The organism is Atlantibacter sp., from assembly GCF_032062175.1.
In the GTDB taxonomy this organism is placed as follows: Bacteria; Pseudomonadota; Gammaproteobacteria; order Enterobacterales; family Enterobacteriaceae; genus Atlantibacter.
In genome coordinates, this window is record NZ_DAMBQK010000003.1 from 157,004 (window position 1) to 172,867 (window position 15,864).

At 50.4% G+C, this 15,864-nt stretch carries 15 protein-coding genes; 3 read left to right on the top strand and 12 right to left on the bottom strand.

Features of this window, described 5'->3' with window-relative positions:
* Positions 1-48: 48 nt before the first annotated feature.
* Together RT120_RS04670 and RT120_RS04675 are read right to left on the bottom strand one after the other, a co-directional pair.
* Entirely contained in the window at positions 49-189 is a 141-nt protein-coding gene (locus tag RT120_RS04670) for a hypothetical protein (RefSeq protein ID WP_312980037.1), read from the bottom strand.
* 227 nt (positions 190-416) lie between these two features.
* A complete protein-coding gene (locus RT120_RS04675; protein WP_312980039.1) occupies positions 417-677 on the bottom strand; it encodes a hypothetical protein in 261 nt (86 codons plus the stop codon).
* A 178-nt stretch (positions 678-855) separates the two neighbouring features.
* Between RT120_RS04675 and RT120_RS04680 the strand changes: the two genes are divergently transcribed.
* Positions 856-1,071 (top strand): hypothetical protein, encoded by a 216-nt coding sequence (locus RT120_RS04680; protein ID WP_312980042.1) that lies wholly within the window; start codon positions 856-858, stop codon positions 1,069-1,071.
* 437 nt (positions 1,072-1,508) lie between these two features.
* On the opposite strand, the gene cspA is transcribed toward RT120_RS04680, so the two are convergent.
* The 6 genes from cspA to RT120_RS04715 all read right to left on the bottom strand — a co-directional run bounded on the left by cspA (position 1,509) and on the right by RT120_RS04715 (position 10,558).
* The gene (gene cspA, locus RT120_RS04685) at positions 1,509-1,721 is read right to left on the bottom strand and encodes a cold-shock protein (RefSeq protein WP_312817043.1); all 213 of its coding nucleotides are present in this window, start codon (positions 1,719-1,721) and stop codon (positions 1,509-1,511) included.
* A 1,079-nt stretch (positions 1,722-2,800) separates the two neighbouring features.
* Complete coding sequence (locus tag RT120_RS04690; RefSeq protein ID WP_312980044.1) at positions 2,801-4,837, bottom strand: pyocin knob domain-containing S74 family peptidase; 2,037 nt, start codon at positions 4,835-4,837, stop codon at positions 2,801-2,803.
* Between the two features lie 50 nt (positions 4,838-4,887).
* Positions 4,888-8,655, bottom strand: a complete 3,768-nt coding sequence (locus RT120_RS04700; protein ID WP_409515023.1) for a phage tail protein — start codon at positions 8,653-8,655, stop codon at positions 4,888-4,890.
* Positions 8,656-8,664: 9 nt separating this feature from the next.
* Positions 8,665-9,192: a tail assembly protein gene (locus RT120_RS04705; RefSeq protein WP_312980046.1), complete on the bottom strand. Its 528-nt coding sequence runs from the start codon at positions 9,190-9,192 to the stop codon at positions 8,665-8,667.
* Positions 9,135-9,854 carry a C40 family peptidase gene (locus RT120_RS04710; protein ID WP_312980049.1) on the bottom strand — a complete coding sequence of 240 codons (720 nt, stop codon included), beginning with the start codon at positions 9,852-9,854 and terminating at the stop codon, positions 9,135-9,137. The genes RT120_RS04705 and RT120_RS04710 overlap by 58 nt, the downstream gene beginning before the upstream one ends.
* Complete coding sequence (locus RT120_RS04715) at positions 9,854-10,558, bottom strand: phage minor tail protein L (RefSeq protein ID WP_144129486.1); 705 nt, start codon at positions 10,556-10,558, stop codon at positions 9,854-9,856. The genes RT120_RS04710 and RT120_RS04715 overlap by 1 nt, the downstream gene beginning before the upstream one ends.
* A 166-nt stretch (positions 10,559-10,724) precedes the next feature.
* On the opposite strand from RT120_RS04715, the gene RT120_RS04720 reads away from it, so the two are divergent.
* A complete protein-coding gene (locus RT120_RS04720) occupies positions 10,725-10,961 on the top strand; it encodes a hypothetical protein (protein WP_312980053.1) in 237 nt (78 codons plus the stop codon).
* On the opposite strand, the gene RT120_RS04725 is transcribed toward RT120_RS04720, so the two are convergent.
* The 4 genes from RT120_RS04725 to RT120_RS04740 form a co-directional block, all read right to left on the bottom strand.
* Positions 10,945-11,151, bottom strand: coding sequence for a hypothetical protein (locus RT120_RS04725; protein ID WP_312980056.1), 207 nt, complete (start codon positions 11,149-11,151; stop codon positions 10,945-10,947). The genes RT120_RS04720 and RT120_RS04725 overlap by 17 nt on opposite strands.
* A 22-nt stretch (positions 11,152-11,173) precedes the next feature.
* Positions 11,174-11,521 (bottom strand): phage tail protein, encoded by a 348-nt coding sequence (locus RT120_RS04730; protein ID WP_312980058.1) that lies wholly within the window; start codon positions 11,519-11,521, stop codon positions 11,174-11,176.
* Entirely contained in the window at positions 11,521-14,736 is a 3,216-nt protein-coding gene (locus tag RT120_RS04735) for a tape measure protein (RefSeq protein ID WP_312980061.1), read from the bottom strand. Before RT120_RS04735 ends, RT120_RS04730 begins: the two co-directional genes overlap by 1 nt.
* 69 nt (positions 14,737-14,805) lie before the next feature.
* On the bottom strand, positions 14,806-15,120 hold the full coding sequence (locus RT120_RS04740) for a hypothetical protein (RefSeq protein ID WP_312980064.1): 315 nt from the start codon (positions 15,118-15,120) through the stop codon (positions 14,806-14,808).
* A gap of 180 nt (positions 15,121-15,300) precedes the next feature.
* Here RT120_RS04740 and RT120_RS04745 point away from each other — a divergent pair, with 180 nt between their 5' ends.
* Positions 15,301-15,858, top strand: coding sequence for a hypothetical protein (locus RT120_RS04745; protein WP_312980066.1), 558 nt, complete (start codon positions 15,301-15,303; stop codon positions 15,856-15,858).
* The last annotated feature ends 6 nt before the right edge of the window (positions 15,859-15,864 follow it).

Consider the following 15,864-nt stretch of genomic DNA (forward strand, 5'->3'; position numbering starts at 1 on the left):
TGTGTCATTACGTGTCGTTGCAATACTTATTGATGGATTCAGTGTGTCTCAGTTGCGACACAAATCCGACACGCCTACAACGTTGGCCCTGGATTTATTCGGCATCGCGAGGAACTGCACCTGCGGCATATTAAGGGTCGGCGATACCACCGCTCCCAGGGCAAACAGCACATCATGTAATATCAGCATGTTCAGAAACCATGTCATGAAACTTCAGAAATACGGCCAAAAACCGTTGCTTGTATTCATACGGTACATGACCTCACCTGGCGGTTAATGCTGGTGCTGTGAGTATTCGGGAATAGGCCACGGACATTCAGGTAAAGGCTAGATGGTGGTTGACTGGCCTGGCCTGATTCGAATGCCATCCCGCTGATGCGGCATGGATTTTATTGGAGACTCTAATAGTCATACCTTTAATGCGACTTTTCACGCCTGATAACTTGCTCAGGGAGAGGAGTAGAAACTAAATTTTCAAGATCAGCCTGCGCAAGTTCCAGTTGGAAAAAACGTAACCCTGACATACGGACTTCCGCTCCATTGGCATACCTCGCATATCTTGAGCCTTCTTCATCGAAGACATCAGATACAAGAACCGGATACAGTTTTTCCAATCCGGAAGGTTGGGTATGTTTAACAAGCATAGGTATCGGGTAGAACTGACGAGGAGTACGCATGAGATTGCCTTGTTGTACGACGGATAACGAATCATAACACCACACAACTGCTATCCCAGTCTGGGGTATGAAATATAGCGAAAAGGTGCTTTTTTTTACGCATTACGCTGGAAAGCTCGCAAAAAATGTTCTTAGCTAAAGCTGATATAGTTCATCACTTAAAAAAAGGAAATGAAGAATGAACAGTGAATATGAAATCATCGGCAACATAGTTCTGAAGGTTCTTCGTCGGGATGACAACGAGATCATTAGCCGGGATTTGATTGCTTACTACCTGAAAAAGGAATTAGAGCATATTACACGCAGCGAAATGAGTGCGTACGAAAAAAAGCTTTATGAGTCTGCCGCAAGGATGATTGGAAACCCTGCCATTATGTCACTTACACAACTTTAGTGGGTTCGGAGGGCGGTTTCCAGTAGCGTATTTTTGGTATTGCCTGCCGATTTTATTCATTCCACAGAGACCGGCAACAAGCTGTTTCATTCTGTTTGCTATAGGTATTGCCATGAAAAATAACAGCCTCTTTCACGACTGGATTACAGGACTGAAAGGGACAGTATCAACTGCGATATTCATTTTGTTGATAGCTTTATAAGACTTAAAAACAACCAGTTAAACAAAGTAACGGTACGGGCAGTCCCTGACACTCATCCCAAAATCTTAGTTTAAAAAGAACAGTTTTCTAAGGGTTTGAAACCTTATGCCGTTACAAAAAAAATGACCCTGCCGCTGTGGCAAGGTCATAGTTAGAGATTAAGAATGCTGACCCAATCTCCAGCCCTGCGTACTGCTTATAAAACAGGCAGGGTAACTAATGATGGTTTTGCGGTTCAGACTGCAAACACATTCCCAGCTGAAGGGCCTTTTTGACCATTCTCAACTGTAAATTCAACTTTTTGACCTTCAGCTAACGTCTTAAACCCGCCGCTCTGGATAGCAGAGAAGTGCACAAAAACATCGTTGCTTCCATTGTCAGGCGTGATGAAACCAAAGCCTTTAGATTCATTAAACCATTTTACTAAACCAGTCATTTTATTAGACATAGATACTTCCTTTAATTTTTTTTTGAACCACACGTCGTGGCGAACATGGCCTGCTTTCAGATGAGGACTTACTGGGCACTTAGGAGGAGGCTCATGCAGAAGGGTATCTGAAGATAACACTTGAAATGAGGACTGCTTTACTAAAACTGCTTTCATAAGGTCTGTATGCCAAACCGATGATGCATACTGGACCCTTACTGAAAAATAAGCAACACGAGTTTTGTCAGTATTTTTCGGATAAAATTTACAAACGTGACAGCACCTGAGCAATCTTAAAAGCCCTGACCATTGCAGCCAGGGCTTTTAAGGTACTACAAACTTCAGAATTAACATTAATTGGCTTAATTGAGTGATGCTACTATTGAACTACTTTTAAATGCACCCGTTTACTACAGATAATATTGGGCATTAATACTAAAAAACCTCCCTCTATTTATCTTGTTATACATCTGCCTGCGTTATCATAAAACTAAACGAGGCACCTTAAACAAGTACATCTCCCATCGCGACATAGACTCTTTGATGCGTTGCCCTTTGCCGATACGGTTACTATCAATAAACGAAACCGCCAGCATAAAAACATAAAACAAGGCCTTACATCGTCGCGCTTACTATACCATCTTGCGAACCAGCACAGTCACTGCCAGGCCTGAAAGCTTACTAACGCCCAAACTACAAACTTCGTGGCCCTTACAGCAAAATGGTCTACCCGATACTTACATATAAACACTTGTTACTCTTACTGTGCCGTTAAAATATAATTTACGTGTTTATTGAAATCAGTCAATACTGTTTTTAAAAACATGTTTTTATTAACAGCCTCACTACGATTAGCATCTAAGAATCATCTTACTGACTTTATTTAACCATAAGTTACAACTCAAATTCGCTTAGAGTGTTTTCGATTAAAAAATACTTTTGATCTCATCAGATTTTATTAAAATTGCTCTCTTGCTATTCCGTCTCGCTCATATTGTGCGCGAATCTCGGTCGCCAGTCGCGCCTGCTCATTATTTCAGACGCTGTTTACAGGCATATCGACACGCAGATCCACACAGCGGCAGGCGTAACGGGCTGAATTAATTAGCGATGAGTTGATCCACTTTTTCTTTCAGTTCGTCCAGCTCCTGTCTGAGTGACGTAATTTCATTCAGTTGCGTCACATTTTGTTCATGCAGCCCCTGAACTGCAGCTACCAGATCAGAAATTATCGCGATGTGCGACAAGTTGAGGATTGGCTCGTCAGGGTCTTCGCCACCAGCTTCAAATACATAAAGTGGATCAACTTTTTTTAGTTCCTGCGCAATAAACCCACGGTCATGACGCCCGTCCCATTTCCAGTTAAATTCACGAGACTGGATACTGAGGATGCGTGTCATTGCCCCTGGTTGCGCCGGACGTGGATTGTCTTTTAGCCTGATATCACACACGGTTGGCAGTATCCCGCCGTTGGCCGTGTTAATACCGCCCGAGCCGTTAACGAAGTTCCAGTATTTCGTGTACACCGTGCCATCCGAACACGTAATCATCGGGCCGGATGCATCCGCTGTGCCCGCGCTGCCGATATACCCACCAAACGACATGCCAAGGGTGAACAATGCCCCGACGCCGCCGTTCTTCTGAATGGTAACCGAGTGACCGTGAGCAAACAGTGGGAGCGCGCCGCCGTGCGTGATTGGGGCATTATATGGCGCAGTTTTGGTTTCCCCCTGGCCGGTAGACGGCAGGTTCTTAATCTGCCCGGTGACGGTACCGCCGGATTTCCCGTCCAGGCTGTTCAGTCGTTCGTCATTACCCGCTGCTATAGTGCCGGACGTCGAACCCACGCTTGCACTGGTAAGTGCCTGCCGGACACTGAAAGTACGGGCGCCTTTAGCATTCGCAATACGAACTTTATAAATCCGGTAATTTGCATCATTAGCCTGGTTGGCTATTAACGTTAATTCGATAACAGTCCCTGATGAGGCAATTCCATCAACGGAGATAAACACCTGCGTGCCTGCTGGGTATGACACGCCTGACGGAGCATTGGCCCATACCGATGTGCTGACCAGATAACTGGCACCCGATACGAAGTCAAACTGTTGCCAGTCTAGGGTCGTCAGAGCGGTCTGGTTTATGAGCCCCAGACCAATATCATTCAGTGCCTTTATTCCAAGTAGCTCCCATGCTGACCAGGTGGTCCCGGATAGCGTACGCTGCCATGTCCGGTTGATGTTCGCTGCACCTGTGGTGATATTGGTGTATCGCTGAAGCAGTGAGTTTGCGCTTGTTCGTAAAATAACCTCGCAAATGCCGGTGGCCACACCAGCCTGACCGGGAGATACAGGCCCGTTTGTCGCTGCTGCTGTAACTGACCAGGTGCCGGGTGTTAGCAGGGCATTTAAATCGCCCTCATAATAACCGGGACGCGAGTTAACGCCGACAAGATTCCAGTCACCCCAGGGACCATCAGTTCCGTTCCATGCCGCAGAAAGGTTGCGGGTATAGATATTGCCTGTCCTGGTGGTGTATCTCTGTGTGCCCCCATATAACCCCCCAGCAAATACTTCCAGTACCCCCTGCCCGTTATCCTCGGGAAAGTTGTATGCGGCAGTGGTATTAGTATTCGTAGAACGGCTCCATATCCCGGTAAACGCTGCAGTTGGCCCATAGCCGTTCAGGTTGGCTGCGGCTGGCAGGTTCCCCCGCCACTGTAGCGACGAGCCCACCAGCCCCGCCATTTTCTGCCAACCAGGACCCGTTACGGCAGGCATGCTGCTGGTCAGCTGGACGGTGATATCACCCGGTGCCGTATAGAAGTTTGTCCATACGCCCTTCTCGGTAAGCAGCCCGCGCAGTGCCTCTGTCGACTGCGCCACCAGCTCAGCGGTGACCTGGTTCATCGTTTTACGCGGTACCGCTGCCCACGCTGCGCCGGTGGTGGTCGGTCCGGTAAACGGGCTTACGAGCGTGGCCGCTGTGTTGCTTGTCACGGCATCAACAGGGAGCGTGTAAAGCACGCCGCCGATGGTGGTAACGATGAAATCGCCCGGCTTTAAATCTGTAGTGAATACAGTGCTGGTACCAACAACCGCTGTAGAGTTGTTGGTGAGTTTGAGGGTTCCTGCGGACATGGTGTCTCCTGAAAATAGGCAATAAAAAACCCGCCGGAACGGGTTTCATGTTAGTTGGTCTGGGCAAACGAGCCGGTTCCACGCATGATGAGCATTGTGGGAGAAAGTATTTTTCCTGTTCCTCCAAGACCGGTTACGGCCTGGATTGAGCAGGTTACGACCCTGGCTGTCGTGCGGATACTGTGCATGACCGTTGAACTCCCGCCACGCGGACGTGATCCACCAACTGGCCCGTACACATCAAACGATTTCGCCACGCCGTTAATGGTTATCGTGACCGTCGTGGCACCCTCCTGGGCCTGAGCGTTGTTGTGTTCAATTACGGCCATAACAACGATCTGCTTTTCGAGGTAACTCTCCGAGCTGTCTGTGTACTGGAAGGACCGGATTTCATTGCTGGATGCACCGGTATCCGCAAACACCTGTCCGTTGGCGACGTCACCCACGAAGTGCTTAGCCTCTACTGTTCCAGTAAATTTCCCGTCAGTGGCGTAAACCGTGCCGTTAAACACGCCGTCTGTGGCATAAATCGAACCTGTAAACGATCCGGCGCTGGCGTAGACGGTTCCCTTCACGGTGACGCCAGTGAAGTACGCAAACCCACTCTTGTTAATATGCCACCCGACATTGCCTGTGCCGTCCCATGTTGTTGACTGGATGTACTGGCCGATTTTTGCATTATCGATGCTGCCGTTCTGGATAAACGCAGAACGCAAAAACACCTGGCCATTAAATACAAAGAACGCAGCTTCATAACTACCCGGATCACTGCCGGAATAAATACCGAACTGGTCAGCAGCAAAGACTGCCGTCGATTTATACCCTCCGCTGCCGTTTGGCTCGAGCGACATTCCAAAGCCGGTGTTATAGAGCTGTTCACCGCGCCGTACGCCAAGATTCAGCGTGTAAGAAACCTTCGCAGTACCGTTATCGGTAATAACCGAGGTCAGCTTCTGGTTAATGGCCGCCTGCTGGTTTCCGAACTGTGTTGAAACCTGCGTCTGGTACTGCGCAAAGGCCTGTTCGGCTGAAGACTGCGCTTCCTGAATGGTCAAAATAGAACTGTCCACATCCTGGAACGATGCGGCCACTTCAAGCCGGTACTCGGCAAATGCCTCGTCTGCTGTCGCCTGAGCTGTCTTAACTTCCAGAATCTCAGCCGCGCTTTCACCGAACTGCACAGCAACCAGTTCCTGAAACTGAGCAAAAGCCCGGTCCGCATCGGCAATGGTGATTTTTACCTGTGAAATCTCAGCGCGGGCAGCACCGACTTGCTCATACTGGATCTGCGCACCCTCGACCTGCGCCAGAGTGTTCTGCATCGTCGCTTCAAGACTGAAATCTATCCCGGCCTGCACGTTCTTAAATGCCTCAGAATCGCGCACGGCCTCATCGATGTAATCGATCATGCCAGGAATATCTGACGACGCCTGGCCTGAGGCCTCAACAAACCCGGAAACACCAAATGCGTTACGGGTACGCACGTACATGTAATACGTGGTGTCAGCTTTCAGGCCATGTAAATTCCACTGACTGGCGCGCCCGAGGAACTGCGTCTGGTCTTCGATAAGGGCCGGATTAACGACACGGTGCTCCCCGCCGTACCAGAATTCAAACGTGGTATCGGAGGTGGCAGTCACACGCATAACCGGAACGATATCTGCTGAAAAAATACCGGGCGTCCAGATAACGGATGACGGTGCCAGTGGCGCGCCGATAATCAGGTTTACCTGTGTTTCGGCACCCTTCATGCCGTTCTCGTTGCGGCCACGCACCCCGAGCATGTAATTCCCGGCATTGAGTCCGTATAAGTCATAGCGAAACTGGTCGGTTTCATACTGTGCAACAACCGCCCCGCTTTCGTTGTAGACATATAGTTCGAACACCAGCTTTTTGGTAGTGGTGGCGGTTTCCCAGGTCGCCGTCACCTGCACAGTTTCGCTGTTGGTGTTCAGGATGCGAAGGTTCTCGATATTCGGTACCCGGTAGCCATTCAGGGTATCGGTCGGCATTTCAAAAACCGCGCCCTCATCCACAATGGCCTGTTTATTCGGGTCATGCTGTCCCGCCGTGATGCTGTAAACCGAGTTATTTTCGGTTTCAGCAATGCTCAGGATGCGGAAAAGACGGACGGACAGTTCACTGACTGAAATGGCAAAAACAGTCCCGTCACGAACCCAGGCGGGAGCATTGCGCAGGGTAATGACGCGCCCGGATACGCTCAGAATGGGGTATCTCACAAACTTTCCGTTGCTGCCCATAAGCGACATGTTGTCGCCTGGCGAAACCAGACTGGAAACGTCCGCATCAACGGTAATATTCGCGCCGGAGTGTGAAACAATACGCCCGCCCAGCCGCGTACCGGCATAGTCGTTATCCATGATTTCCACGACATCGCCGGGCGTGAAGGCGATTGCATCCCGGGCCATCTGGAAAGTTAGCCGGCTGCTCTCACGTTTTGCAGTTTCCAGCAGCCATTTCCCGGCTCGCCAGGCCTGCCCGCGTGAAGTGCAGCCGAACGCCTCCAGCGTTGTCTCGTTATAGTTCCCGCGCGCGATCATCGCATCATCGGAAACATACTCCTTCACCTGCTCCCAGCCGTTATCCGGGTCAGTCCAGGACACCACCACCGCGTTGTATTTTTCGGCCCGTTTAACCGAGCTACGGCTGAATTTACCGTCAACAACATTCGCATTGGTGATGGTGGCAACCGGATCCTGAGGCGTGTCCAGCATGACCGTGAGACGAAGGCCATCCCATAAGGCAATGCCCCTGAACATCCCGGCGATTTTATCCAGGATATCGCGCGCGCTGGCCTGTTCAGTGATGTAGGCGTTCAGCGTCATGCGTGGCTCTTTTCCGCCATAGCCATCGTTCACCGGCTGATCGCAATACTGTGAAAGGATATAAAGCGCGCCGTCGTCGACATCGATATAGCCCGCGCGCCGGGCCAGGCCAAAACGCGTGTTTTTCACCAGCTCGCGAAAGAGCCAGGCCGGGTTGTTCGTCCACGCTTTTTTGAATCCGCCAGTCCACAAACCCGAATAGGTTCTGGCAATCGGGTCGTAGTTGTCAGGAACGTCCACAATCAGCCCGCGCAGGTGATAGGTGCGGCTTGGGGTGTCCCTGTACTGGTCACGGTCAATCACTGCACCGGCAATAGCCGAAAACGGGTAGTTCAGGTTGTCGTCCGTAATCTGGCTGAAGCTGTTCCAGATGGTACCGTTGGACAGCAGGTCGCCGTTGCTGTCAGGTGTGATACGGCGCACACGGATATCGAAAGGTTTCGTTGCCGGTGCCTCGATAACGTGCGCCTCCAGGTATTCGCCTGATATTTTCCCGGTAATGGTGACTGTTTTTTGCATTGTGAACGCCCCGCCGGCAACGCGGGTTTCGATCACCATCGTCACAGAGGTTTCCTTCTGATTCCCTTTCGTGTCCTGCTCGACAAGTCCCGTCACGCCGATATTCAACCGTACGCGCGTGACATCCTGATCGGTGATTGTGCGGACCAGTGGCGTGTTGAAAGTGACCTCGGTATTAACGATGCTGGTCGCCTCAATGGCGGAAAAGCCGTTAATGGGATTCTGGAATTCCGAGCCGGGACGCCAGGCCACGCTCACGCCGTTCACGCTGACGTTTCCGGCAGAGTCCGTGATAGGAGTTTTATTCAGCATGAAAGAAGAAAGGTGCGACTGGTCAACCGGTCCGTAAATCGGTCCTTCGCTGATGAGATCCAGCACCCGATAAAACTGTTTTGATTTGAGGTTATCGTCGAGGAGTTTAGGGGTAGAAGCTTTGCCGCCGCCTGATGACATATTCCCGCCTTAGCTTATTGATTCTGTCCAGTCCTGGTTGTTTGTGGTGTCGATACCGAGGGAAATGACGTTAGAGCCCACCACCATTTCCCCGAGCAGGATCGACACAGGTCGCCCCTGTCCGGCGCGGTTCTCCGCACTGGTAAAAGAGTTGTTTGTGATGGTGTTGTTTTCCGCCGCCTCGGCTGAAGTTTTGGTTTTCATGTTGCGGGACATGTAAACGCTGTAGGCAATGGAGGCAACACTCACCGCCACTGCTATCCACGCGGCGGCTGCTGCGGTAATTGCCCCCTCAACCACCGGGACAAACAGCACGCTTGAACCGTCATCCAGACGCCTGTCCAGATGCCAGTGCATTGCATCCGTCGCCACGTCTTCACCCGCCACGCGGACGCGCACCCGCGATTTGAGAAAGTCCTTTTTGAACTCCGGGCACTGGGCCAGCAGCAGGCGAAGCCCTTGCGCGGGGGTATCAACGTTTAATGTGACCTGGCGGAAATGTCGGCGGAAATGCCCCGCAAATCTAAAGATGAGCACCGGTGATGCCTCCAGATGGAATGGGTTTGTTTCATGTAAGCCATGCGGAATGGTTCACGCCTGCTGAGGTGCCCGGCGTGGTCGTGGTGAAGCACCATGTTATCGTCCAGCAGGATCATCGCATGGCACGGGTCGGCACCCGGGAATGGCTGGCGGAGAATTACATCGCCGGATACGGCCTCGCTGGCGGAAACCTGACGGAAACCGTTGGCCGCCAGGTTCTTCAGGTAGAGGTTCTCGCCCCGTAGCCACCAGCCTTCAGTCCGGGCAAAATCCGGCAGGTCAATTCCGCACAGGTGATACGCATCGCGAAACAGCGTGTAGCAGTCTGTCACGCCGTGCTCGAACCGGCGGCCCAGCAGGTGCGGTATCGGGCGGAACTTTCGCAGCTCGCCGTCACACGCCAGCCACCAGGGCAGGCCTGTCATTACCTGCATAGCGCGGTCAGCACCTGACAGCACCGGTACCGGTTGAGGATGTGAATGAAATACCGCAGTGACCGCGCCCTCCTCCTCCGCTGCCAGCCAGTCAGCCTCGCTAATGCGGAAATGGTGAGCCGGATCGGGATGTACGTTACGACATGGGTGCAAACGGGTGTCGTCGATAATCAGCGCGCACACTTCATCCTGCGACGAGGCCGCATACTCGAGTAATTCATGCATCAGGAAACCTTCTGTGAACCGGGGAAACTGCTGATTGGCATGGGGTACGGGCGCGGGTACCGGAATCGGCAACCTGTGCGGCGGTGAGAGCATTTATCCAGCGCCGGGTTGCTGGTCGGGTTGTCCCGTTCATCAGCGACTGGCGGCCCGTCGTAGTTGCAGCCGGTACCGCGATAAACCCACTGGCAGACATCGGCCAGGATAGTCCGCGCCGGGATAATAGCGTTGTCGCAGTCCACCGGCGTTGCGAGAGAATAAGTCACCTGTTCAGATGTCTCTTCAGTCATCTCCTCGACAACGTAACGGGATACCGCCTCCATGGTGGGATCGGCATCCGGGTTACCGTTGGGAAAGTTTACCGCGTCCAGATATTTCACCGGCACCTGGCGACGGGTGATCACCACGCCCAGCAGGTCGTCGAAATCATGGTTCATCCCAAAAATCATACCCGTGACGTTCGCGACGGCCATGGCCGGGCGCGCATAGGTACCTTCATTCCGGCTCTCGAAGCCTTCGACAGCGATCGGATATGCGGGATAGGCGTTACCGCGCCAGATAACATTGTTGTAAAAGCCGTTGGTACCGGAGTGAAAGCGCTCCAGGTTCCCGCCGTAAGGCCGGAGATCGAGTTCAAACAGATCGATAAAAGCGCCAACTCCGGCATCAACGCTTTCGATAATTAGCTCTGGTGGAATGTCGCGCACGAAAATCTCCAATAAAAAAAGCCACCCGGAGGTGGCTACTGTTCGAATATCAGGATGGGATATATTGTCATCCCTGGTTATGTTAGGGGTTCAGCCCGTCAGTGGTGGGACGCTGACGCACTCAAAAAAGAGGGATGGCTGATTACCTCTGGAAAAAGGAAATCCAATGACTGTCTCTAAAGAAGAATTTGAAAAATTGAAAGCAAGAACTTCAGTTGCTGAAGTTGCGCTGGCATATACTATTGCAAACTTATCTGCCAAGTTTCCAGATATTAAACCTGCCGTAATTAATGCATTAAAAAATGATGTTGCTAACAACGAGGCCAGTAACCCAGCAGTAGCCATCGCCCTTACTGAGTTAGCAGATTTAATCGCTAAGTTTTCATTCACCGAGAAGCAGTAATCACCCCACTAAAAATGAGTGAAGCGCTTTTTTCTTCATCATTAATTAATGCGACCTGTTCCTGGGCCGCATTAAAACGAGAATTCACCTCTTCCTGAAAATTAATGAATGCCAGTTGTGTATCAACAACAATTCCGTGCAATTCTTTAAGTTCAATATTCAAAGATTCAATTTGTTTTTCTAAAGACATAATTATCTCCCGCCTTTCGGCTTTATCGTGGTACCTGCTCAAATGTGGCCGTCAGTTCATAGAGCGGCCCGGTCTTTGTCATATTCCAGGAGCGACAGACGAACAGCGCCTGTACCCCCGTATCCGATGGTGTCCAGTAGAAAGACTCCACCGCCATGCGTGCTGTCAGAAAAGCCTCGGCCTGCTTCGCCGGGTTTACGCGGCATGAGCCATTAACGCCGCGAAACGTCAGCGAGTATTTAGCCATCAGCGGGTTAATGCCTTTCTTCTGGCGCTGCTCGTATCCATCTCCGAGTTTCACGACGGCCACGTTTGGGGTGCGTTCGGCGCTGTAGCCGCGCTGAGGTTTCCAGGTGAAGATTTCAGGCATTAGCGTTTAGTCCTCGGTTGGATTAAGCCTCCGGGGCGAGACGACTGGTCGCTGATATGATAGAGAGCCACACGCTTCATCATCCCTTCCATCTGCTTTATAGTGGCATCGTCGATACCGCCGGTAGTGTTGATTTCAAATGTGATGTGCTGAACAACACCACCTCCGCCTGCTTTATCTGCTGGAATGATCTTCCCTGACTTGTTCGGCATGAATATTTGCTGGCCACCAGCCGTCTGGAACACTTCAGAGCGCCCATCCTCGTTAATGCGGTAGGCATTGCCAGCAGACACTGTGCCACCGTAACGGCGACCACCGCTCATGGTCGTGCTAGCGATATTGGAGAGAAGTGAGGCTCCAGCCGAAGCGATGGCTGCATAGTTCGCAAGTTTTTGCGCAGGGGTAAGTGCTGTTGGATCTGCCATGGCCTGCATAATTGCGGTGTTTAGGCTTAACGTTGACTGTGCAACGGCAAATGCTTTTGCCGCAGCAAACATAGCGATGTAAGAACTGCTACTCCTCCCGGATGCGTTTTGGATCATGGCAGAAAGGCTTTCGAAACCCTGGGAAGCTGAGCCTAATATCGCGCCTATCGCAGCAGCCTGAGCATTGGCTTCCTCGATAGCAATCTTCCGTCGTGCATTAGATGCTTGTTCCTGGATTGCGGTTTTAGCATCTTCATAAATTTGCACATTTTGAACATCGATTGCCCTATATTTAGCGAGCGCTGCCAGCTTTTGTTGCTCTTGCAGGTTGATTTGCGCAACCGGATCTAATGCTGCACCTGTAACGGCATCAGGCATTACTTTTGCGGCTGCGATTTCCTGCTCAGCGAATTTCCTCCCCTGCTCAGCCTGCTGTCGCTGTTTAACAGCGTTTGCAGCATCCCATTCAGCTGCTGCATATCTTCTAATTTCGGCAATTTGTGTGGTGGTGGCGCTTTTATTGAGTGACTGCTCCGCTCTCAGCATGGCTTGTTCGCGTGATAAATCCTGAGTGGCTCCAGAAGCAGATTCAGCCCGCTGCTTATAGTCGGCAATTTTTTGCGCGTTTGCCTCCATTTGAGAGCTGGCGTTTTTACCCTGCTGCTCGCTCTTCTGTTGTGCCTGCCGCCTTTTATCTTCAGCTTTTTGAAGATCATAATTCTCTGCTGCCAAGCGTTCAGCAGCTTCTATTTGGTTACGATTACCCGTGACTTTAGATGTAGTCATCCGTGCTTTCGTAATAGCTCGCTGACGCTCATCCTGTATTTTCAGGAGCTCGTTTTGCTCTTCCAGATTAAGAATTATTTTATCGCCGTCGTCAGTCGGTGGCGATATTTGCAAGGATTTAGGGTTAAAGTTCTTTCCAGCCTGATTGGCTCTATTTATTTCATCAGCGGTCTTGCCAAAAGCCCGGGCGACAGCCCCTTGGACTTGTTCAAGAACGGAGCCTTTATCAATAAGCTGCTGATGAATGCCCATAGATGTGAGCATGTTATTATTAAGCGTAGACTCCATACCATTGCGCGCTAAAGTTGTGCGGGTTAGCTTTTCCTGAATATCTGCGCGATCACGTTCCTTCTGATTGATCTGGTCAGTTAACTTTGCGGCATTTTGAAGCAACCCATTCCCTTGCTCGGCGGTTGTACCAAATTGCTTCCCTTTAGCAATATAATCATCACGTTTATCAGTAAGCTCTTTTATTTCATCAGTTAAATCAGACACAGCTTCCTGCTGACCTTTTATAGCCGTATTCGCATCTGCTATTGCTCCACGCAACTGGGTGTTGCTCATAGTCGTCATTGCGCCGTTAAGCTTATCGAGACCATCAGCGAATGCTACCGCCTCTTCCCTAGCCTGTTTTGCACTTTGCCACCAGTAAAGTAATGCCCCGGCTGCAATCATCGCGACACCCGCAGGTCCACCAAAAAATGAAAGCGCTCCACGCATCAGCCCCATTCCAACCGATGCTGCACTTGCAGCGGCAGAGGCTCTTGCCGTAGCTGCAGCTTGTGCCGTCTCTGCTTCTGTTAATGCGATAGATGCTGCAGTCGCTCTGGTTTTTGCAGCGATAAGATTATCGAGAGCCAGCATTTCCGCTGCGCTTCCTCGCGCTACGTTATATTCCGCTTGGGCTAAATTTAGTGCTGAAATTGCGGCTTCTTTATCTGCTAACGTTCTGCGCTGCGTGGCATTAGCTGAAAAGAGAGCGGACTGAGCAGCCTGGTTTTCGGCGGTAATCAGTTGGCGGTTTGCAGCGATGTGTTGAACTTTACTGGCTACACCCGCTTTTAAGGCACCAGCATATCGTCCAGCCAGAACAAGCGCGAAAGCCTTTGCGGCAATAGTTGCTGTATCAATAAAGCCAGCCATTTCTTCGGAATCTCGTCCGAACTCCAGAATAGTATCGGCAGTGGCAATCAATCCATTGGTGAAGGTTTGAAGTGCGCCCGTCTGACCTTCGATTGCGACAAGCACTTCAGTAAAAGCTGTCTTCATCCTCACGCCAGCATCAGTGAGGTTGTTCGACATCCCCGCCGCAGCTGCGGCATTCTCATCAAGAGACTGACGTAAACCTTCGCTAAGTTCTAAAGCTGTCAACTTGCCAGCGGCACCCAATGCGCGCACTTCAGCGGCCGTTTTTCCGCTGGCGCTCGCAATATCGTTTATTACGGTTGGGATGGCTGTGGTGATAGATTCCCATTGATCGGCTGATACCTTACCGGTATTTATCGCCTTTGTGAAAGCACTGATAGCTGACTCGGCCCGGTCCGCGCTGGCGGCGTTCTTAACGAATGCATAAGACATCGAGTCCTGAACATCAATTGCCTGATCGGTTGCGTACCCCATGCTACGCAGGCCATCGGCGCTACGGATATAAAGCTCCTGCGCTTCAGAAAGTGATCGATAGGTGCCATTTGCAGTACTAAGCAAACGCTTTTGAACATGCTCGAATTCTTCCTGGCTCGATGTTGCCATCTGAACCCGCTCGGCCATCTCCTGATAGCTCTGAACCATCTTTGCCATTTCCCGTAGAGCACCAGCGGCAAAAATGAGTTTAATCGTAGACGCAAGTTTTGAGAGCGTCGTATTCAGGTTATCGGCTGATTCGTCAGTATCATCAAAATTACTCTGGAGATCGTTGGTCATATCGACGACATTGCGACTGGCAGTAAGAAGCTGTGCAGTATCAGCGCGGATGATATAAACAATCTCACCAACGTTTTCGGACATTTTCAATTTCTCCAGGTAATAAAAAACCCGCTTTTAAGCGGGCTTGAATGAGGTTTTCTGTTAAACACTTCAAAGATTTTGTATAGCGTTCGTAGTCATAGATTGTTGTGACTGCTGAATTATGCTGTCACTGGTTTTCATTTTTACTCGTGCATCCTGCTGACCTGTTTGAATATAGGTATCGCAGTCTGCTTTACTTATATTAAGCTCGCCGCGGCGAGCAAACTCCGATTGTATTCTCGGCATAATTTCAGTATTTCCGTAGCCTATTGCCTGCCCTTTGAGCGTACAAAGCCCTATATCGTCATATGATGCCAAAGGACGTTCTTGAGCACATCCCAGTAGAAAGAGAGAGAGCACACCTGCAAACAAAAATTTCTTCACGTCCTTATCCCCATCATCAAAAGGTAGTCTCTAATGCTAACAGCGGAGGACGTCAGAGCAACGGGCAGGAATGATTTTTTGATCTCAGTAACATGAAATCCCCACACTGTTCAGGCATCAGGATTCCATCAGTGATGAACCCAGGATAGTCTTCAGAAACACACGACTGGAGACACAACCATGGAAAGAGCCAAGATAAACGATCACTTCACACGCTTCCCGTATCGGAAAGAAATTCGTGACGACGGAAGTATCAACAATGGAGGTATTGATCTGATAGCGGAGCCTGAACGCATAGTGGAAATTCACGAGATAAAAGACTGGCCATGGCTACAGCGCCTTGTTGAAGATGTAAACCTTAAGGCGGGCCACTTCATGACTTTTGGGTGCGATTTCGGTTTAGATGACAATTATTATGCTGGATTTATCGAGTTTTCTTTTCGCCCATCAATGAGGCAGCCCACTACAGAAGATCTGCGCATCCTTGACGAGCACTTTTACAAATGGATTAGTGGCTTATACTCGGATGATAAGTCGGAACCAAGCGCGATTGATTATTGCCGGGGGAGTTTGTCCTGGGAATACACCCCGCTTGAATATCACGGAACCTATGAGAAAGTCTCTGTCTGGTTTCGAGCGACAGTTCCCGAAGGCGCTGAGTGGCTAATAAACCACCTGCGTCATTTTCTTGTAGAGATTTATCCATCATTACCTCATGTACACGGGCAAAACAGCTAAATAAAA